This window comes from Phocaeicola sartorii JCM 17136 = DSM 21941, from assembly GCF_054653615.1.
Map to the genome: position 1 here is coordinate 88,335 of NZ_BAAIFW010000005.1, position 19,849 is coordinate 108,183.

Annotated in this window: 18 protein-coding genes; 13 read left to right on the top strand and 5 right to left on the bottom strand. The window is 45.4% G+C overall.

Annotated features, from left to right (window positions below):
- The first annotated feature begins 319 nt into the window (after window positions 1–319).
- Window positions 320–1,234, top strand: coding sequence for an Rpn family recombination-promoting nuclease/putative transposase (locus ACYQ0C_RS00515; RefSeq protein ID WP_025076801.1), 915 nt, complete (start codon window positions 320–322; stop codon window positions 1,232–1,234).
- Window positions 1,235–1,269: 35 nt separating this feature from the next.
- Here the strand turns inward: ACYQ0C_RS00515 and ACYQ0C_RS00520 are convergent, their stop codons facing one another.
- From ACYQ0C_RS00520 to ACYQ0C_RS00535, 4 genes are all read right to left on the bottom strand, one after another.
- Window positions 1,270–1,584: a DUF4491 family protein gene (locus tag ACYQ0C_RS00520; RefSeq protein WP_016275125.1), complete on the bottom strand. Its 315-nt coding sequence runs from the start codon at window positions 1,582–1,584 to the stop codon at window positions 1,270–1,272.
- A 6-nt stretch (window positions 1,585–1,590) separates the two neighbouring features.
- Window positions 1,591–2,049, bottom strand: coding sequence for an Lrp/AsnC family transcriptional regulator (locus ACYQ0C_RS00525; RefSeq protein ID WP_005838800.1), 459 nt, complete (start codon window positions 2,047–2,049; stop codon window positions 1,591–1,593).
- A gap of 116 nt (window positions 2,050–2,165) precedes the next feature.
- On the bottom strand, window positions 2,166–2,549 hold the full coding sequence (locus ACYQ0C_RS00530) for a hypothetical protein (protein WP_016275126.1): 384 nt from the start codon (window positions 2,547–2,549) through the stop codon (window positions 2,166–2,168).
- A 22-nt stretch (window positions 2,550–2,571) separates the two neighbouring features.
- Window positions 2,572–3,858 (bottom strand): hemolysin family protein, encoded by a 1,287-nt coding sequence (locus ACYQ0C_RS00535; protein WP_016275127.1) that lies wholly within the window; start codon window positions 3,856–3,858, stop codon window positions 2,572–2,574.
- A 134-nt stretch (window positions 3,859–3,992) separates the two neighbouring features.
- Between ACYQ0C_RS00535 and ACYQ0C_RS00540 the strand changes: the two genes are divergently transcribed.
- The 9 genes from ACYQ0C_RS00540 to ACYQ0C_RS00580 all read left to right on the top strand — a co-directional run bounded on the left by ACYQ0C_RS00540 (window position 3,993) and on the right by ACYQ0C_RS00580 (window position 15,979).
- On the top strand, window positions 3,993–4,517 hold the full coding sequence (locus tag ACYQ0C_RS00540; RefSeq protein ID WP_016275128.1) for an NUDIX domain-containing protein: 525 nt from the start codon (window positions 3,993–3,995) through the stop codon (window positions 4,515–4,517).
- A 9-nt stretch (window positions 4,518–4,526) separates the two neighbouring features.
- Complete coding sequence (locus ACYQ0C_RS00545) at window positions 4,527–7,430, top strand: tetratricopeptide repeat protein (RefSeq protein WP_016275129.1); 2,904 nt, start codon at window positions 4,527–4,529, stop codon at window positions 7,428–7,430.
- Window positions 7,431–7,453: 23 nt separating this feature from the next.
- Entirely contained in the window at window positions 7,454–9,151 is a 1,698-nt protein-coding gene (locus ACYQ0C_RS00550; RefSeq protein ID WP_016275130.1) for a TonB-dependent receptor, read from the top strand.
- A gap of 121 nt (window positions 9,152–9,272) precedes the next feature.
- Window positions 9,273–11,711, top strand: a complete 2,439-nt coding sequence (gene topA / locus ACYQ0C_RS00555) for a type I DNA topoisomerase (protein WP_016275131.1) — start codon at window positions 9,273–9,275, stop codon at window positions 11,709–11,711.
- Window positions 11,708–12,235, top strand: coding sequence for a shikimate kinase (locus tag ACYQ0C_RS00560; protein WP_016275132.1), 528 nt, complete (start codon window positions 11,708–11,710; stop codon window positions 12,233–12,235). Before topA ends, ACYQ0C_RS00560 begins: the two co-directional genes overlap by 4 nt.
- A 38-nt stretch (window positions 12,236–12,273) precedes the next feature.
- The gene (gene speA, locus ACYQ0C_RS00565; RefSeq protein WP_016275133.1) at window positions 12,274–14,166 is read left to right on the top strand and encodes a biosynthetic arginine decarboxylase; all 1,893 of its coding nucleotides are present in this window, start codon (window positions 12,274–12,276) and stop codon (window positions 14,164–14,166) included.
- 4 nt (window positions 14,167–14,170) lie between these two features.
- A complete protein-coding gene (gene argB, locus ACYQ0C_RS00570; RefSeq protein ID WP_016275134.1) occupies window positions 14,171–14,944 on the top strand; it encodes an acetylglutamate kinase in 774 nt (257 codons plus the stop codon).
- A gap of 62 nt (window positions 14,945–15,006) precedes the next feature.
- A complete protein-coding gene (locus ACYQ0C_RS00575) occupies window positions 15,007–15,516 on the top strand; it encodes an RNA polymerase sigma factor (protein ID WP_016275135.1) in 510 nt (169 codons plus the stop codon).
- Window positions 15,506–15,979 (top strand): hypothetical protein, encoded by a 474-nt coding sequence (locus ACYQ0C_RS00580; protein WP_016275136.1) that lies wholly within the window; start codon window positions 15,506–15,508, stop codon window positions 15,977–15,979. The genes ACYQ0C_RS00575 and ACYQ0C_RS00580 overlap by 11 nt, the downstream gene beginning before the upstream one ends.
- Before the next feature lie 196 nt (window positions 15,980–16,175).
- Here ACYQ0C_RS00580 and ACYQ0C_RS00585 read toward each other — a convergent pair whose 3' ends face one another.
- Window positions 16,176–16,907 (bottom strand): head GIN domain-containing protein, encoded by a 732-nt coding sequence (locus ACYQ0C_RS00585; protein WP_016275137.1) that lies wholly within the window; start codon window positions 16,905–16,907, stop codon window positions 16,176–16,178.
- 106 nt (window positions 16,908–17,013) lie between these two features.
- Here ACYQ0C_RS00585 and ACYQ0C_RS00590 point away from each other — a divergent pair, with 106 nt between their 5' ends.
- The 3 genes from ACYQ0C_RS00590 to ACYQ0C_RS00600 all read left to right on the top strand — a co-directional run bounded on the left by ACYQ0C_RS00590 (window position 17,014) and on the right by ACYQ0C_RS00600 (window position 19,804).
- Window positions 17,014–17,718 carry a M48 family metallopeptidase gene (locus ACYQ0C_RS00590; RefSeq protein ID WP_016275138.1) on the top strand — a complete coding sequence of 235 codons (705 nt, stop codon included), beginning with the start codon at window positions 17,014–17,016 and terminating at the stop codon, window positions 17,716–17,718.
- A gap of 20 nt (window positions 17,719–17,738) precedes the next feature.
- Window positions 17,739–19,049, top strand: a complete 1,311-nt coding sequence (locus tag ACYQ0C_RS00595) for an acetylxylan esterase (protein ID WP_016275139.1) — start codon at window positions 17,739–17,741, stop codon at window positions 19,047–19,049.
- A gap of 104 nt (window positions 19,050–19,153) precedes the next feature.
- Window positions 19,154–19,804, top strand: coding sequence for a YbjN domain-containing protein (locus tag ACYQ0C_RS00600; RefSeq protein ID WP_016275140.1), 651 nt, complete (start codon window positions 19,154–19,156; stop codon window positions 19,802–19,804).
- Window positions 19,805–19,849: the final 45 nt, after the last annotated feature.

The window sequence follows — 19,849 nt, forward strand, 5'->3', positions numbered from 1 at the left end:
TGGCATGAGATGTCTGTGAGGTCTGTTTTGTTGTAAAGAAAAGTATGTGGACTTCGTGAGCCAAGTAAGCGGTGTTACTTTGCTTGGGAACATATCTTACTTTGCTCACGAAGATATCTTACTTTTTTCAGTGGGATCATTCTCTTGAATGCTATCTTGGCTCTCGTCTAATCAAAACGAGATGCCATGTCGTGGCAATGTATCCGCTGGACAGTTACTGGTTGGGATGGGGGAGTTAAAAATTTCTTTCTCTGCTGGTAATTGCAGGATAATGACTATCTTTGTCTCATTGCATGAATTAATAAATACAGACTACGTTATGGGAACAGAAGGCATACAGGACAAATACGTGAACCCTTATACCGATTTCGGCTTCAAACTGCTGTTCGGTACAGCCATGAACAAGGAACTGCTCATCAGTTTTCTCAATGCGTTGCTGTTCGGGGAGGAGACGGTGAAGGATGTCACCTATATGAATACGGAGCACCTGGGCACGCAGGAATATGACCGCCGTGCGATATTCGATGTGTATTGCGAGAACGAGAAGGGAGAGAAGTTCCTGGTGGAGATGCAGCGCGGCGAGCAGCAGTTCTTCAAGGACCGGAGTTTGTACTATTCCACTTTCCCCATCCGCGAGCAGGGCAAGCGCGGTCCGTGGGATTATGAGTTGAAAGCAGTCTATGTGATTGGTATCCTGAATTTTTCTTTTGACGATACGGATAATGAACATTTCCATCATGAAGTGAAACTGGTGGATCTTCATACGCATAAAGTATTTTATGACAAGCTTGCCTTCATCTATCTGGAAATGCCGAAGTTCAGCAAACGAGAGGACGAACTGGAAACCATGTTTGACAAGTGGCTGTTCGTGCTCCGTAACCTTTCCTCTCTGTTCGAGCGTCCGCGTGCCCTTCAGAACCGTGTGTTCGACCGTTTGTTCGAGACTGCCGAAATAGCCCGCTTCTCCCGGAAGGAACTAAGTGAGTATTGGGAAAGTTTGAAGAATTTCCGTGATTGGTACAGTGTGATGAAAACCCAACTGAAGAAAGGCCGGGAAGAAGGACGTAAAGAAGGACGTAAAGAAGGCCGGGAAGAGGGACGTGAAGAGGGACGTGAAGAGGGACGTGAGGAAGAGCGTATGAGGAATGCGCGGAATTTGAAAGAATTGGGGGTGTCATCTGAGATCATAGCACAAGCTACGGGGCTTTCTGAAGAGGAAATAAAAGCCCTTTAATGGGTTGCAAAGGGCTTGGCTGGAAAGAATCGTTTCTATTCGTATTCGTGTTTCCGTTTCGGATTCATCGGAAACCAACCTTTCAGCACGCGTTCGCGTTGTTCGAATATCTCTTTGATGGTCCATAAAGAAGAGAAAGAGAAGACACCCAACAAAGAGGAGATCAGGATGTCGCTGATAAGCACGGTACCTATAATGCCTGCTATACCCAGTGCCAGAAATATCCACCAGCACCGTGTACCCCAATAATATTCGGCCTTGACCACTACCGGGTGGAAAAGACCGATTATTAAAAAGGTGCAGATGCCGATTACGATACCGCCCAAATGGTATTCATTCAGCCATTCCATTCTTTCTTAGCTTTGAATGGGTATTTCTTTTTTGATGCTCTGTTCCAGAGAGATCAGGGTCTCGGTAGCTGTGACACCGGGGATTTCCTGAATCTTTGAATTCAGCAAGTCCATCAAATGCTCGTTGTCACGAGAGTAAAGCTTGGTCAGCATGGTATAGGGGCCTGTGGTGAAATGGCATTCCACGATCTCGGGAATCTTCTTCAGCTCTGCCACTACATTTTTGTACATAGATCCTTTTTCCAGCTTTATTCCTACGTAGGTACAGGTTCTGTAACCTAAACTCTTAGGGTTTACATGATATCCGGAACCAATAATAACTCCCAAATCAATTAATCTTTGCACACGCTGGTGAATGGCCGCGCGCGAAACTCCACATTCTGCTGCGACATCCTTAAACGGGATGCGGGCATTTTGGGATATAATTTCTAGAATTTGTCTGTCGAGACTATCAATTTTCTCCATAATATACCGATTTTAATGTTATCAATCTGTAAGCAAATATAGGAATACTTTTTAATTTATCTACTATTTTGCAAGAAAAAACAGGATTTCTTTGAAAAAAAGTGCAAGAAGGGACGCTAATCACCTATCTTTTTCTCTATTTCGCCGATTTTCCCTCTTCTTTCAAATGAGAAGGTGTCGCTATGCTCATCTAAATATTTCAACAGGAACAGTGATTTCCGTAACAAATGTTTTTGTTCTTCGGGTTCTTTCAGCAAGGCGTCCTGATGGAGAAGTTCGGATAACATGTCAATGCGGGTGAGCAATTCCTCTCCGCCATAGTTCTGCCCCATCTCGTTCAGTATATATTCCGCATCCTGGTTATAATAGAAGGTGGGGGGATGATTGAAATAGGCTCGATAAATGCTTTGAAGCTGCAATTGCAGTTCGGGGCCGTTCTTTTTGTCTCTTTCCTCTACTAGTTTTTCCAGTGCTTCGAAAAATTGCTGGAGCAACCGCATAATGTAATCTCTTTGCAGCATGTTAATCTTCCTCCTCGTTTTTATGGGTTAGTGTCACTAATACTTTATCTATCCGGGCTCCGTCCATATCGACTATTTCCAGTGTGAAGTCATTCCATTCCATGGTTTCACCGGTCTTGGGTATGTGCCCTAGTTGTTGCAGGATGAGGCCGCTCAGGGTGTTGTAGTTGTAATCGGGGTATAAATCCTCCATTTCAAAATGACTCAGGAAATCATAGAAGGAACATTGGCCGTCTATCAGCCAGCTTCCGTCCTTGCGGGGAACGATATCGGGATCCTCCGAGTCACTGGGCAAGGAACCTACCAGGGCTTCCAGAATATCCTTCATGGTGATGATGCCTTGCAGGCTGCCGAATTCATCGCAGATTAATCCGTACTTGATGTTGTGCTGGCGTATTTGTTCCAGTACTTTATATACATCCATGTTTTCGTGAAAGTATTGGGCCGGACGGATGACATCACGCAGATTGAACTCGCAACTGTTCAGCTTTCCGAAGAGATCCTTCAGATAGACTACTCCGATAATATTGTCCAGGGTGTTTCCTTGTGTGACAGGATAAACTTGGTACAGGTGTTGGCATACGATGTCATACAGTTGCCTGTTGTTCATGTCTATGTCAATGGATACGATGTCGCTGCGATAGGTCATGATGGTGTTGATGCTGCGGTCGCCCAGGGAGAAGACACGGTCTACAATGTCTTGTTCCACTTCCTGCACTTCGCCGTTCTCGGTCCCTTCGTCTATCATGGATCTGATTTCTTCCTCGGTCACTTTCTCCTCGGCAGTGTTGATATGCAGCAGGTTGAAGATGAGGGAAGTACTTTTGGCAAGCAGCCATACAAAAGGAGAGGCGATGATGGACAGCCAGTACATGGGGCGTGCCAATAACTTGGCGGCACGGGTGGAGACGCTCATGCCGATACGTTTGGGCACCAGCTCGCCAAAGATGATGGTGAGGTAAGTGACTAGAATGACGATCAGGATTTGAGCCAATAAATAGGCATACGTGGCGGGTACGCCGGCGTTAATCAGTATTTTACCAAGGTCGGCGGCCAGTACGTCGCCGGAGTAAATACCGGTCAATATACCAATCAGGGTGATTCCGATTTGAATGGTGGATAGGAACTTGTCCGGGTCATTGGCAAGCTTTAAAGCAATACGCGCTGTGGAGCTTCCATGACGGATATCGTTGGACAAACTACTTTTACGTGCTGAGATCAAGGCGATTTCGGACATAGCGAATACCCCGTTCAGTAAGATAAGTGCGATGATAATGGCAATTTCCATGTAAGAATTTACGTTTTGTTTTGCTAACAAATGTACTAAGAATTGTGTTTTCTCATTCTTCTTTTAGATTTAATTAATGAATTATCTGTCATTTACGCTATCTTTGCGGTGTCTATATTTAGAAAGGAGTAATGATGCATCCGTTGGAACTATTCAATTATTGTCCGAAATGCGGTTCGCCGCGCTTCGAAGTGAACAATGAGAAATCGAAACGTTGTGCCGATTGTGGCTTTGTGTATTATTTCAATTCCAGTGCCGCCACCGTAGCTTTTATCTTGAATGATAAGAATGAGTTGCTGGTGTGTCGCAGAGGAAAAGAACCGGCAAAGGGAACATTGGACCTGTCCGGCGGGTTTATTGATATGCATGAGACCGGTGAGGAAGGTGTGGCGCGTGAGGTGCTGGAAGAAACCGGCCTGCAAGTGGAGCAGGCTGTCTATCAGTTCTCACTCCCTAATACGTATCTTTATTCGGGATTCCTGGTACATACGTTGGACCAGTTCTTTCTGTGTAAAGTGAAAGATACCAGCCGGATAAAGGCGATGGATGATGTGGCAGAGTCTTTCTGGCTTCCGTTGGACAGGGTGCATCCCGAAGAGTTCGGGCTGGATTCCGTGCGCGAGGGAGTCGGACGTTTTTTAAAAGAACATAAACTTTAATGATAAGATATGAAAAGAAAAACCTTATTGATGGCTGCATTGATGGGAGGCTGTTCCTTGCAGGGAATGGCACAGCAGATCACTCCCAAGGATGTGGCAGGTGACAAGGAATATAACCGGGTATGCCGGGAATATGAGTTGAAAGGCGGGGACAGCATGGAACTGTTGCAGGCTTATCTGGACAAATATCCTGATTCCCGTCACAAGAACAGAGTGCTGTCACTGATCGCCTCTGCTTATTTTACAGAAGGGAAATATAAGGAGGCTATTGCTTTGTTCCGATCGTGTGATTTGGAGGCTTTGCCCGATAAAGAGAGGGATGACTGTGCCATGCGTCTGGCCACCTCTTATCTGAAGGAGGATAATCTGCGTGAAGCGGCGGTATGGTTTACCTTGCTGAAAGAGGTAAGTCCGTTGTATCAGGATGATGCTGTGTATAATCTGGCCTACATTGATTATGTGGAGAAGCGTTATGACAAGGCGCTGAAGAGTTTCCAGTCTTTGCAGAATGATGCCGTATATGGAGCGTTGGTTCCTTATTATATAGGAGAGATTGAGTTGTTGAAAGGAAATTATCAGCAGGCCCGTACTGTGGCGAAGGCGTATCTGGAGCAATATCCGGCTAAAAAGGATGTCCCCCAGATGGAACGGATTTTGGGTGAGGCTTGTTTCGGACTGAATGATTACCAGGAGGCGACAGCTCCTTTGGAGAGATACCGCGGAAGTGTTTCCCATCCTCAGCGTAAGCCTTTGTATGAACTTGGTATGAGCTACTATTATACCGGTGTTTATTCCAAGGCTGCCGCTACTTTGGGAGAAATGACTTCGGTGCGTGATGCTTTGTCACAGAATGCTTACCTCCACATGGGGCTGGCTTACTTGAATCTGAAGCAACGGAATCAGGCCCGCATGGCATTCGAGCAGGCTGCCAATTCTGATTTTGACCCGAAGGTAAAGGAGCAGGCTCTTTATAACTATGCTTTGTGTATTCATGAAACGTCTTATTCTCCATTTGCCGAGTCGGTTACCGTGTTTGAACGTTTTCTGAACGAGTTCCCGAACTCTCCTTATACGGAGCGTGTCAATGATTATTTGATAGAGGTGTATATGAATACCCGCAGTTATGAGGCGGCTTTAAAGTCCATCGCAAAGATTGAGCATCCGGGCACACGGATTATGGAGGCCAAGCAGAAGATTTTGTTCAGGCTGGGCACACAGGCTTTTGCGAACGCCCGTTTTCAGGAGGCTTTGGATTTCTTCAACCAATCGCTGGCTGTGGGGCAATACAATCAGACGACAAAGGCGGACGCCTATTTCTGGAGGGGAGAGTCCAATTACCGTCTGGACCGTTTCCCGCAGGCGGGTAATGATTACCGCTTGTATCTGGAATTTGCCACCAACAAGAGCGGACAGGAATACGGTCTGGCTCTCTATAACTTGGGATATACTTATTTCAAACAGAAAAATTATGGGAGCGCGGCCACTTGGTTTACTCGTTTTGTGGACAGGGGAAGTGCCAATGAACGTGCCATGCAGGCGGATGCCTATAACCGTATAGGTGACTGTCATTTCTATGACCGCCGCTTTGAACAGGCTCGCCAGGACTATGCCCGTGCAGTGGAGATTGACCCGTCACTGGGTGACTACTCTTTGTATCAGGAAGCGTTTGTACGTGGTTTGCAACGTGATTATAACGGAAAAGTACAGACATTGAACCGCCTGATTGCAGAGTATCCCGAATCACAGTACATGGATGATGCCCTCTACGAACAGGGACGTGCCTTTGTACAGATGGAGGATAATGCCAATGCCATTGCCCGGTTCCATATTCTGGTGAAGAAATTCCCGGAAAGTAATGTTTCACGCCGTGCGGCCAATGAAATAGGTTTGTTGTACTATCAGGATGACAAGTATCCTGAGGCTATTCAGGCTTATAAGCAGGTTATTGCCAGTTATCCGGGCAGTGAGGAAGCTCGTTTGGCCCAGCGTGACTTGAAATCCATCTATATTGATTTGAACAAGGTGGACGAGTATGCTGATTTTGCTTCAACCATCCCCGGTGGCGCAAACTTTGATGTGAATGAGCGTGATTCATTGACTTATGTGGCTGCCGAAAGGGTATATATGCGAGGGGAGGTCAATGAAGCCCGCAACAGCTTTACCCGTTATTTGCAGACTTTCCCCGAAGGGGCTTTCAGCCTGAATGCCAATTATTATATCGGTTTGATAGACTATAATCAGAAAGCATTTGAAAGTGCAGCCCAACACTTGGATAAAGTATTGGAATATCCCAACAACAAATATTCTGAAGATGCCATGTTGATGGGTGCCGAAATGGCTTACACGGCAAAGAATTATGAAAAGGCTTTGACTATCTACAAGCAACTGAAAGACAAAGCCGCCTCTATGGAACGTCGCCAACTAGCCAAAACCGGCATGTTGCGCAGTGCACACATGCTGGGAAATGGGGAGGAGATTATCCTTGCCGCAACCGATTTGCTGGCTGATACCAAACTGGCACCGGAATTGTCTAACGAGGCACATTATTATCGTGCAAAAGCTTATCTGGATGCCGGCAAGACGGAGGCAGCCATGGAGGATCTGAAGGTCTTGGCAAAAGATACCCGTAATGTATATGGAGCGGAGGCCAAATATAAAGTGGCCCAGATTTACTTCGACGGCGGACAAACGGATAAGGCAGAGCAGGAAGTGCTGAATTACATTGAGGTAAGTACACCGCATACCTACTGGCTGGCACGCAGTTTTGTATTGCTGGCTGATGTGTACATGAAGCTAGGACGTAACTTGGATGCCAAGCAGTATTTGCTTTCATTGAAACAGAACTATCAGGCGGATGATGATATTGCCGGTATGATTGAAAGCAGACTTGAGAAATTAAAGATTGAGAATTAAAAATTAAAAAATAAGTGCTGAATATGATAAGTAAGAAATTGTCCGTTGGTCATTGTTCCTTGTCCTTTATGTTGGCATTTCTGCCTCTGTCTGCTGCATACGCACAGCAAGATAGTACGCTGAATCGCACGGTGGTGGTAGAGAATGAGTATAATCCCCATATCATGGATGCCTCGAAGATTAATGTGCTTCCTAAGGTGGAGGAGCCGGCCATAGTGAAGAAAGGGATAGAATATGCTACAGCCTTGCGTCCTGTTTCGGCCTGGACGTATGAAAGCATGTCTCCCATTACCCGCGAATGGGCTGTGAACCAGGCAAAACGCGGATATGTCCGTGCCGGATATGGTAATTATGGGAACGTGGATTTCAAGGCCGGGTATGTATGGGATATCACCGGGAACGACCGCTTGAAGGTCGGAGCGTCTCTGGATGGCAGGAACGGAAAACTGAAGCATTGGAATGCTGAGGATTGGAAATCGCGTTTTTATTCTACAGAATTCCGCTTGGACTATTCTCATGATTTCAGTAAGGTGACTTTGAATTTAGGTGGCGGCCTGCAATCCCAAGTGCTTAATTATATGCCTGATTACGAGATAAACATAACCCCTAATAGGAGTACAGATAAGCAACATCATACTCTGGGTGACTTCCATATAGGTGTTTCTTCCAGAGATGAATCGCTTCCTTTGCAATTTACCTTGCAGACCGGATTGAAGTATTTTGGTATCAAATATCCGCTGGATTATTCTGATAATGCATCTACAGGCAAGGAGAAGATTGTGCATACCGAAGGAGATGTATGGGGCAAGTTGAATGAAGAACAGCGGGTGGGCATCCGGTTTGAGATGGATAACCTGTTTTATTCATCGGGCAGTTGGATGAGTGACTATACTTCACTGGCTCTGAATCCTTATTATATGTTGGAAAGTGACGACTGGCGTGTTCGTGTCGGTGCTCATGTGGACTGGCAGTCGGGAGAGGACAGCGGCATTGATGTGGCTCCCGATGTGAAAGCCGAATACTTGTTCTCGGATAGTTATGTGCTTTATCTGCATGCACTGGGAGGACGTGAATTGAATGATTACCGTCGGTTGAATGCTTTCTCGCCTTATTGGTCTTTAAATGGCCGGATGCCTTCCACCTATGTGCCGCTGAATGCTTCATTGGGCTTTAAAGCGTCTCCGGTAAATGGCTTGTGGTTTAATATCTTTGGCGGATACCGGATCAGCAAAGATGAGTTGTCCTGCAATCTGGTGGATGTGGACGGATATTATTTTACTCATTTCTTGCAGGATGAAGCGAAAACCGCCTATGGAGGCGCTGAATTGAAATACGGCTATAAGGACTGGTTCGATGCTTCATTGAAAGGTACATTTTATAGTTGGAAGACGGATCATGAAAACGAAGAGTTGTATTTAATGACCAAGCCCAAGTTTGAATTGAATTTTTATGCTGAGGCTAAAGTCTTCGAAGGACTGAAGATTAATTTAGGTTACGAATATGTACAGCGGAAAGAATATGTGATAAAAGAGGGGAATGGCAGCTGGGACTTAGGTCTGGGCAATATCAGTGACCTGAGTGTGGGGGCCAGTTATACGTTCCTGAAAGATTTGTCTGTTTTCGGCCGCGTGAATAATCTGCTGAATAAACAATATTATTATGAGCATGGCTATCCTGCTGAAAAACTGAATGTTCTAGCCGGTCTTTCTTTGGTTTTTTAGTTAAATAGAGACCTGGAGAGGAATTTTTTAAGAAAAAAAAGCAGAAACATACCTTATTATATAGGTGTGCTTCTGCTTTTTTTCTACTTTTGCCCCAAAATAAAATGGAATACATAGTATTATGCAAAAAAATCTAGTAATAGTGGAGTCACCCGCCAAGGCTAAAACCATTGAGAAATTCTTGGGCAATGATTATAAAGTCCTTTCCAGTTACGGGCATATCCGGGATTTGAAGAAGAAGGAGTTTAGTATCGATGTGGAGAATGGGTTTGAGCCGACTTACGAGATACCGGCAGATAAGAAGAAATTGGTAGCCGAATTGAAAGCGGAGGCAAAGAAAGCTGATATGGTATGGCTTGCATCCGATGAGGACCGTGAAGGAGAAGCTATTTCATGGCACTTGTTTGAAGTCTTGGGATTGGATCCTAAGAAGACCAAGCGCATTGTATTCCACGAGATAACCAAAACAGCGATACTAAAAGCCATCGAGAATCCGCGTGACATTGATGTGAATCTGGTAAATGCACAGCAGGCACGCCGTATCTTGGATAGAATTGTAGGTTTTGAACTTTCACCGGTGCTATGGAAGAAGGTGAAACCTGCCCTTTCTGCCGGACGTGTGCAGTCTGTTGCCGTTCGTTTGATTGTGGAACGTGAACGTGAGGTGCACGCTTTTGTCAGTGAGCCGTCTTATCGTGTTACGGCGGTGTTCGAAGTGCCTGATGTCGATGGAAATGAAGTTGAAGTGAAAGCGGAATTGGCCAACCGTTTCAAGACCAAGGAAGAAGCACAGGCTTTCCTTGAAACTTGTAAGGATGCGCAGTTCTCTATCGAAGATATAACAACCCGCCCTGTGAAGAAATCACCGGCTGCCCCGTTTACTACTTCTACGTTGCAGCAGGAGGCTGCCCGTAAGCTGGGATTTACAGTAGCGCAGACCATGATGGTGGCGCAGCGTCTGTATGAAAACGGACAAATCACCTATATGCGTACGGACTCGGTGAATCTTTCAGACTTGGCTTTGAATGCCAGCAAGCAGACTATTCTGTCTCTGATGGGAGAAAAATATGTCAAAGTTCGTAAGTTTGCCACTAAAACCAAAGGGGCACAGGAAGCGCATGAGGCTATCCGTCCTACTTATATGGAGAATGAGAAGGTAAACGGAACCGGTCAGGAGCAGAAGTTGTATGAACTGATCTGGAAACGCACTATCGCTTCACAGATGGCGGATGCGGAACTGGAGAAAACAACGGCTACCATTGTAATCAGCAACAGCAGCGAGAAATTTATCGCTACCGGCGAAGTGATTACTTTTGACGGTTTTTTGCGTGTGTATAAGGAATCATACGATGATGACAATGAACAGGAAGACGAGGGCCGTCTGTTGCCGCCTCTGAGCAAAGGGGGGAAATTGATAAGAAAAGAAATTCTGGCGACTCAGCGATTTACTCAATGTCCGCCCCGTTATACGGAAGCCAGCCTGGTGCGCAAACTGGAAGAGCTGGGTATCGGTCGCCCTTCTACATACGCGCCTACTATCTCTACCGTGCAGCAACGCGGTTATGTGGAGAAAGGGAACAGTGAAGGGGTGAAGCGTTCGTATGATATCTTGAAACTGAAAGGTGGTAAGATTACGGAAACTACCAAGACGGAGATGACGGGAAATGAAAAATCCAAGCTGCTGCCTACGGATACCGGCATCGTGGTAAACGATTTCCTGATGGAATACTTCCCTGATATCATGGACTTTAACTTTACAGCGAATGTGGAGAAAGAATTCGATGAAGTGGCTGAAGGAGAAAAGGAATGGACGGGTATGATGGGTAGTTTCTATAAAGGTTTCCATCCGTTGGTAGATAAGACCATTCACTCTAAGACCGAGCATAAGGTGGGTGAAAGAGTATTGGGGACAGATCCGGTAAGTGGCAAGCCGGTATCGGTTAAGATCGGCCGTTTCGGCCCGGTTATTCAGATCGGTACTGCCGATGATGAGGAGAAACCACGCTTTGCGCAGTTGGCAAAAGGGTTGTCTATGGAAACCATTACGTTGGAAGAAGCCTTGGAGGCATTTAAACTTCCTCGCACGTTGGGCGATTATGACGGTCATACGGTAACGGTGGGAGTAGGGCGTTTCGGGCCATACGTGCGCTATGACAAACTGTTTGTCTCTATACCTAAAGGAACTGATCCGATGGAGATTACCTTGGATGAGGCTGTGGAGCTTATTAAGAATAAGATCGAGGCGCAGGAGAAGAAGTTTATTAAAGTATTCGATGCTGACCCTGATATGCAGGTCTTGAATGGTCGTTACGGCCCTTACATCAGCTATCAGAAAAAGAATTATAAGATTCCGGAGAATGTGGAACCGGCGGATTTAAGCCTGGAGGCTTGTTTCAAGGTGATAGAATTGCAGAAAAGCAAGGCGGAAACCCGTAAAACGAAGGCGGCTTCAAGAAACAGGGAATCCGTGAATATGGAAGAGGAACCCGAGACATCTAAAGAATCCGCCCGGAGTAAGGCGGCTTCTAAGGCGAAGGGCACTGCAAAAGCAAAAAAATGACACGTATATTTTTAATAGGATATATGGGTGCGGGCAAAACGACTTTGGGTAAAGCGTTTGCCCGTGAAATGGGTCTGGAGTTCATAGATCTGGACTGGTATATTGAAGAACGCTACCACAAAACCGTTCAACAGCTGTTCTCGGAGCGAGGAGAGGGCGGATTTCGCGAACTGGAGCGTAAAATGTTGCACGAAGTGGCCGAATTTGAGGATGTGGTTGTTTCGGCAGGTGGGGGGACACCTTGTTTTTTTGATAACATGGAGTATATGAATGATTGCGGTGATACGGTGTTTCTGGATGTAGAACCTGCCGTGTTGTTCCGCCGCCTGAGGGTAGCCAGGCAGCAACGTCCGTTGTTGGCAAATAAAAGTGACGAGGAACTGATGAAGTTTATCTGTGAGGCGTTACAGAAAAGGCTTCCGTTTTATTCCAAGGCAAAACATTTGTTTAAGGCCGATGAACTGGAGGATAAAAGACAGATTCAGAACTCTGTTGACAGCTTGAGAAAGCAATTGAATAAATAATTATATAGTAAATACACACTCTTTGCACAGAAGAAGAAATGAGAAAATGGCGTATTGAAGATTCGGAAGAGCTCTACAACATAACCGGGTGGGGAACTTCGTACTTTGGTATCAATGACAAAGGTCATGTAGTGGTAACTCCTCGTAAGGACGGCGTTGAGGTCGATTTGAAAGAATTGGTCGATGAGCTGCAATTGCGGGATGTGGCAGCTCCTATGCTGATCCGTTTTCCGGATATTCTGGATAATCGTATTGAGAAAATCGCGAACTGCTTCAAGCAGGCATCTGATGAGTATGGGTATAAGGCTCAGAACTTTATCATTTATCCTATCAAGGTAAACCAGATGCGTCCTGTAGTAGAAGAAATCATCAGCCATGGCAAGAAATTCAATTTGGGACTGGAAGCCGGTTCCAAACCCGAACTCCATGCGGTGATCGCTGTGAATACAGATTCGGATTCCTTGATTATCTGTAACGGATATAAGGACGAAAGTTATATTGAACTGGCTCTGCTGGCACAGAAGATGGGAAAACGTATCTTTCTGGTAGTGGAGAAAATGAATGAATTACGCCTGATAGCCAAAATGGCAAAACAGCTCAATGTGCGTCCTAATATAGGTATCCGCATCAAACTGGCTTCTTCGGGAAGTGGCAAATGGGAAGATAGCGGAGGAGATGCCAGTAAATTTGGCTTGACATCCAGTGAACTGCTGGAAGCGCTTGATTTTCTGGAAAAGAAAGATATGAAGGACTGTCTGAAATTGATTCATTTTCATATCGGCAGTCAGGTGACTAAAATACGCCGCATCAAGACGGCTCTGCGTGAGGCTTCTCAATTCTATGTACAGTTGCATGTGATGGGCTTCAAGGTGGAGTTTGTGGATATCGGCGGAGGTTTGGGTGTGGATTACGACGGAACCCGCTCTGCCAATAGTGAGAGCAGTGTGAACTACTCTATTCAGGAGTATGTGAATGACTCTATCTCTACGCTGGTGGATGCCAGTGACAAGAATGGAATTCCTCATCCGAATATTATTACCGAAAGCGGACGCTCACTGACCGCCCATCATTCCGTGCTGATTTTCGAGGTGCTGGAAACTGCGACTCTGCCCGAAATGGATGAGGATTTCGAGGTGGGTGAAAGTGATCACGAACTGGTACATGAACTTTATGAGATATGGGACAACCTGAATCAGAGCCGTATGGTGGAGGCATGGCACGATGCACAGCAGATACGTGAGGAGGCGCTTGATTTATTCAGCCACGGCATTGTGGATCTGAAGACCCGTGCCCAGATAGAGCGTCTGTACTGGTCGGTGACCCGTGAGATCAATCAGATCGCTTCGGGGCTGAAACATGCGCCCGATGAATTCCGCAAGCTGGACAAACTGCTGGCTGATAAATATTTTTGTAATTTCTCGTTGTTCCAGTCGTTGCCGGACTCGTGGGCGATAGACCAGATATTCCCTATCATGCCTATCCAGCGTCTGGATGAGAAACCCGACCGGAATGCTACCCTGCAAGATATCACTTGTGATTCGGATGGAAAGATTGCCAATTTTATCTCCACCCGTTATGTGTCGCATGATCTGCCGGTACATTCGTTGAAGGGGAAAGATGCTTATTATATAGGTGTGTTTCTGGTTGGCGCTTATCAGGAGATTCTGGGCGATATGCATAATTTGTTTGGAGATACCAATGCGGTGCATGTCACGGTGGATGACAAGGGATATTCCATTGATCAGGTGATTGATGGTGAAACGGTGGCCGAAGTTTTGGACTATGTACAATATAACCCGAAGAAACTGGTGCGTACATTGGAGACTTGGGTGACCAAATCAGTAAAAGAAGGAAAGATTTCAGTAGAGGAAGGAAAGGAGTTCCTCTCTAATTATCGTTCCGGGTTGTACGGATATACTTATTTGGAATAATAGCATGAAAGAAAAACTGACTATCATAAAAGTAGGTGGAAAAATTGTAGAGGAAGAGTCAACACTCAGTCAGTTGTTGGCTGATTTTTCTGCTATAGAGGGTTATAAACTGCTGGTACATGGTGGCGGGCGCTCTGCTACCAGACTGGCGTCCCAATTGGGAATTGAAAGTAAAATGGTGAATGGCCGCCGCATTACGGATGCAGAAACGCTGAAAGTGGTCACCATGGTATATGGCGGACTGGTGAACAAGAATATCGTAGCCGGCCTTCAGGCAAAAGGGGTGAACGCCATCGGACTGACCGGAGCCGATATGAATGTGATCCGTTCGGTAAAGCGTCCGGTAAAAGATGTGGATTATGGCTTTGTTGGCGATGTGGAAAAAGTGAACGCTGAGTTTCTGGCAACGTTGATCCGTCAGGGCATTGTGCCTGTCATGGCTCCACTGACGCACGACGGCAAGGGAAGTATGTTGAATACCAATGCCGATACCATTGCCGGAGAAACCGCTAAAGCACTGGCATCCCTGTTTGATGTGACATTGGTTTATTGCTTTGAGAAAAAGGGCGTGCTGCGTGACGAAAATGATGATGACAGTGTAATCCCTGTGATTACTCCTGTGGAATTTAAGGAATTTGTGGCGCAAGGCATTATTCAGGGAGGGATGATTCCCAAACTGGAGAACTCTTTTTCTGCGATTGACGCTGGTGTCAGCCAAGTGGTAATAACCTTAGCATCAGCCATTCATAAAGAAGGTGGTACCGTAATTAAAAAATAATTCAAAAAAACAGGCGGGTGGGTGTAACTTTAGTGTGACTCACCCGTCATTATTACAGAGCAATGCGAGAGATCAGTTTCCGGAACGACATTCTGCCCCTGAAGGACAAACTCTACAGGTTGGCGCTTCGTATTACGCTGAATAGCGCTGAAGCGGAGGATGTGGTGCAGGATACGATGATCAGAGTATGGAACAAGCGGGATGAATGGCCGCAGTTTGAATCCATCGAGGCATATTGCCTGACCGTTGCCCGTAACCTGGCGATTGACCGCAGCCAGAAGATGGAGGCCCAAAATCTGGAGCTGACCCCCGAGGTGCGTGAAATGCCTGATACATTGACACCTTACGATCAGCTGGAGCAGGACGAACAAATACAGTTGGTTCACCGTCTGGTCAATGAACTTCCCGAAAGGCAGCGTACAATCATGCAACTGAGGGATGTCGAAGGAAAGAGTTATAAAGAGATTGCGGACATTTTGCAGATTACGGAAGAACAGGTGAAGATAACCCTATTCCGTGCCCGGCAGAAGATAAAACAAAGATACACTGAAATAGAGGATTATGGATTATAAATATATTGAACAGCTTTTGGAACGTTACTGGAATTGCGAAACTTCATTGGAAGAAGAGCAAATATTACGTTCATTCTTTCGTCAGAAAGAAGTGCCTGCTCATTTACTCCGTTATAAGCAGCTGTTTGCTTATCAGGATGTGGAGAGGGAGAAAGGCTTGGGCGATGATTTTGATGCCAGAATCCTGGCCCGGATAGAAAGACCGGTGGTAAAAGCGCAACGCCTCACTATGCGTACACGCTTTATGCCTCTGTTTAAAGCGGCTGCAATGATTGCCGTATTGTTTCTCATGGGTACAGTGGTGCAACACGCTGTGGAAGGTGGTGATAGTGATGCGGTGTCGGTACACGATGAGTATCAGGATTCTACGACCGATCCCCAAGTGGCATACGAACCTGTATTGTCTACAGATACGGTGGCAAAGATTACCGTTGATGATACCGGTGCAGGGAAAACAAACTAAAACATTTTCATTTGCTTTTATATAAATATGATAGTTAGTGCTTATTAAAACAACTTTTTAATTCGAGGCTGTGAAGTTTCAATTCTCTCAAATTTTAAATTAACTAACTAAATAATTAAAAAAGGATTACCGCGTGAGCAGTAATCCTTTTTTGCTTGGTAGATAATCTAATGTAAAGAGAGAGTTATGAAATGAGTTATTTGCTCTTAACGCTTCCGACTCCGGATTTCTTTAGTCCGGTAACCCGGGGGGCACCGTAGTAGTTCACACTTCCTACTCCCTGGGCACTGATATTTATCGTCCCGGATGCATAACAGGAAACACTTCCCACACCGTTTTGTTCAACTATGACATCAGAAACAATCATGTCTTTCGCTTTCAGACTGCCTACTCCTTCCAGATAATAGGTCGCATGGCCGGCCTGTCCCTTTAAATTGACACTTCCCACTCCGTCCTGAGATACTTTGATGGTACGTGCCATTAATGCATTTGCTTCAATACTCCCCACGCCTTCCGCATTGATAGAAAGATCCCTTACTCTCACACTGTCTTTCAGGTAAATGCTTCCTACCCCTCTCTGCTTGATACTGCATAAGTCCGGACTGGTAATTGAAATATTGATTTTTGAACTCTTGAAGTTTTTGAATTTGTCTTTATCCATACTGATGCTCAGCGTACTGTCTTTGACCATGACGATGAGCTGTGAAATATAATTATCCGGACCGTCGGCTTCTACTTTGGCCACATTCCCTTGGGTAAAGACAATGTTGGCAGGTGCTCTGTTCTCTATCTTGTTGAAAGGAGTTACGCTATATTTTTTGGTAATTTTATTCTTGCTGGGCTTCGGGCCTGATGATACATGGATACAGCCTGTCGTCATTGTGATTGCCAGCAGAAGACTGAAAAAATAAATGTTTTTTGTTCTCATGATAATATGTATTTTTAATCGGTTTCTGTTAATTAGACGGTGGAGATTTTTGGAAAGTTGCAAATCTCTGCATTTTTTTATTGGAAAGCTGTATCTTTGTATCCGTATGGCAACTAAGAGAGTACTTCCGGATAAAGATTTTGATCGTATTGTGGTTCGTACACACAAGCTGGCACGTAATGTCACTATGCGGGTGAAGCCCGACGGACTACATGTTACTGTTCCTCCTTACAGCTTGAGCAGCAAGGTGCTGGAGGTGGTGGAGCAATACAGGCAACGCCTGTTGGAGGATTGGAAAAGGGTGGGCAAAAAGCCGATCGACCTGAACTTCCGTATTCATACTCCCTGCTTCCGTTTATGGTTGGAACAGGGTAACTTTACTTGCTTTTCCGTACGTTTTACCGAGGAGGGTGTCAAGATTATCTGTCCGCGGAATGTGGATTTTTCTTTGCCCGAAGTACAAAGACTGGTGCGCAATGCCATCATCCGTGCCATGAAGAAAAATGCACAAGAATATCTGCCTCCTCTTTTATCCTCTTTGTCCGAACAGTATCATCTGCCATTTAAACGTGTGAAGATTACCGGCAGCAAGGGAAGATGGGGAAGCTGCTCGGGGGCGGGCAGTATTAATCTTTCCTGTTACTTGATGTTGCTGCCTCCTCATTTAATGGACTACGTACTGCTGCACGAACTGTCTCATACCAAGGAGATGAATCACGGCCCTCGTTTTTGGGAACTGCTGGATAGTATGACAGGAGGAAGGGCTCATGCCTTGCGTGCGGAGTTGCGTAAATTTGATACTGATTTTTAGAACCACTAAATAGAATTACAATGAAAAACAGATTTTTAAGTATGCTTATTGGGGCTGTTCTGTTTGTTCTTTCAGCAGCGGCCGAAAATTATCCTTATCGGAGTGATGTGCTTTGGGTGACTGTGCCCGATCATGCCGACTGGTTGTACAAGACAGGCGAGAAAGCGAATATCGAGGTTCAGTTCTATAAATATGGTATTCCACAAGATGGTGTGGAGGTTTCATACGAACTAGGAGGTGACATGATGCCTTCGGATGCCAAGGGGACTGTAAGACTGAAAAATGGGAAAGCGGTTATTTCTATGGGGACAATGAAAGATCCCGGTTTCCGTGATTGCCGTCTGACGGCTAAGGTAGGAGACAAAACTTATTCCCATCATATCAAAGTCGGTTTCTCTCCCGAGAAGCTTCAACCTTATACCCAGTTGCCTTCTGATTTTAATGAATTCTGGAATAAGACTAAGGTGGAAGCAGCTCAGTTCCCTCTGACTTATACCAAAGAGTACGTAGAGAAATATTCTACGGACAAGATAGACTGTTACTTGATCAGACTTCAGCTGAATAAGCAGAACCAGTGTATTTATGGTTATCTGTTCTATCCTAAGGCGGAAGGAAAGTATCCGGTAGTACTGTGTCCTCCGGGAGCCGGCATCAAGACGATCAAAGGGCCTATGCGGCATAAATATTATGCGGAAGAGGGCTGTATCCGCTTTGAGATAGAAATACACGGATTGAATCCGGAACTGGATGAGGACACTTTCGGCGAGATAAGCCGCGCTTTCAGCAGCCGGGAGAACGGTTACTTGGTAAATGGTCTGGATAGTCGCGAGAATTATTATATGAAACGGGTTTATCTGGCTTGTGTCCGCAGCATCGATTTGCTGACTTCATTGCCTGAATGGGATGGCAAGAATGTTATTGTGCAGGGGGGAAGCCAAGGGGGAGCTTTGGCTTTGATAACGGCAGGACTTGACAAGCGTGTTACGGCATGTGTGGCAAACCATCCTGCTTTAAGTGATATGGCAGGTTACAAAGCCGGCCGTGCCGGGGGATATCCTCATCTTTTCAAGAACACGGTAGATATGGATACACCTGCCAAGATAAAGACTCTTGCATATTATGATGTGGTGAATTTTGCCAGGCAGATTACCGTTCCTGTTTATATGACATGGGGATTTAATGACAATACTTGTCCGCCTACTACCAGTTACATTGTCTATAATGTATTGAACTGTCCGAAAGAGGCGTTGATTACTCCGGTCAATGAGCACTGGACTTCTGATGATACAGAATACGGGCATTTGCTTTGGATAAAGAAACATTTGAAATAAATCGATGGAGATAGATGTTTTTAAGATTATAATTGCTATATTTGTTTAGCATAGTGTAGCAACTATCTGTATCTTGATGTTGAACCCTTAAATAGCAAACAGATATGACCGACCTCACCATTCTCATCGCTGTTATAGCATTGGCATTATGGCCGCTTGCCTTTTTAGTCCTTCGTATTCGCCATGAACGCAAAAAACGTAGAGCCCGTCTGGAGCGTATGACTAAAGAAGAACTGGAGGATATCGGCACGGAAGAGCTGGTTATGGCTGTGCTCAAAAAGATAGGTTGTCAGCCGGAAACCAATGAAGAAGGACATATCGTCTTTAAATATCAAGGCGATGACTTTTATATTGCGGTGGAGGATGAGGCCCGGTTCATCATGATATGGAATCCATGGTGGGCGTCTATCAGTATGGATAATCCGGCTTTACCTTACTTAAAAGAGATTGTCAATCTGGTCAATGTGGATTCTTTGGTGACCACTGTCTTTACGGCGGATGAGGATGAGAAGAACGTGGGGCTTCATTCCAAATGCCATACGGTCTTTACTCCCAAAGAAGGTCAGCTGGACGAATACCTGAAAGCGATGCTCGATCATTTCTTTGTTACCCACGATGCTATCAAGCAAAATTTGCAGCAATTGGGTAGCGCCGCTTCGGAAAGTGCGAATCAGGAACGGACAAAGGTGAAAGGATTTGCTGCTTATAAAGAGAACAGTACGCCACTGTCTTCTGCTGAAGAAGAGAAAAAATAAGGAATGTTTTCATGCGTTCCGGCTTTTATGAAAGTTGCTTTGAAC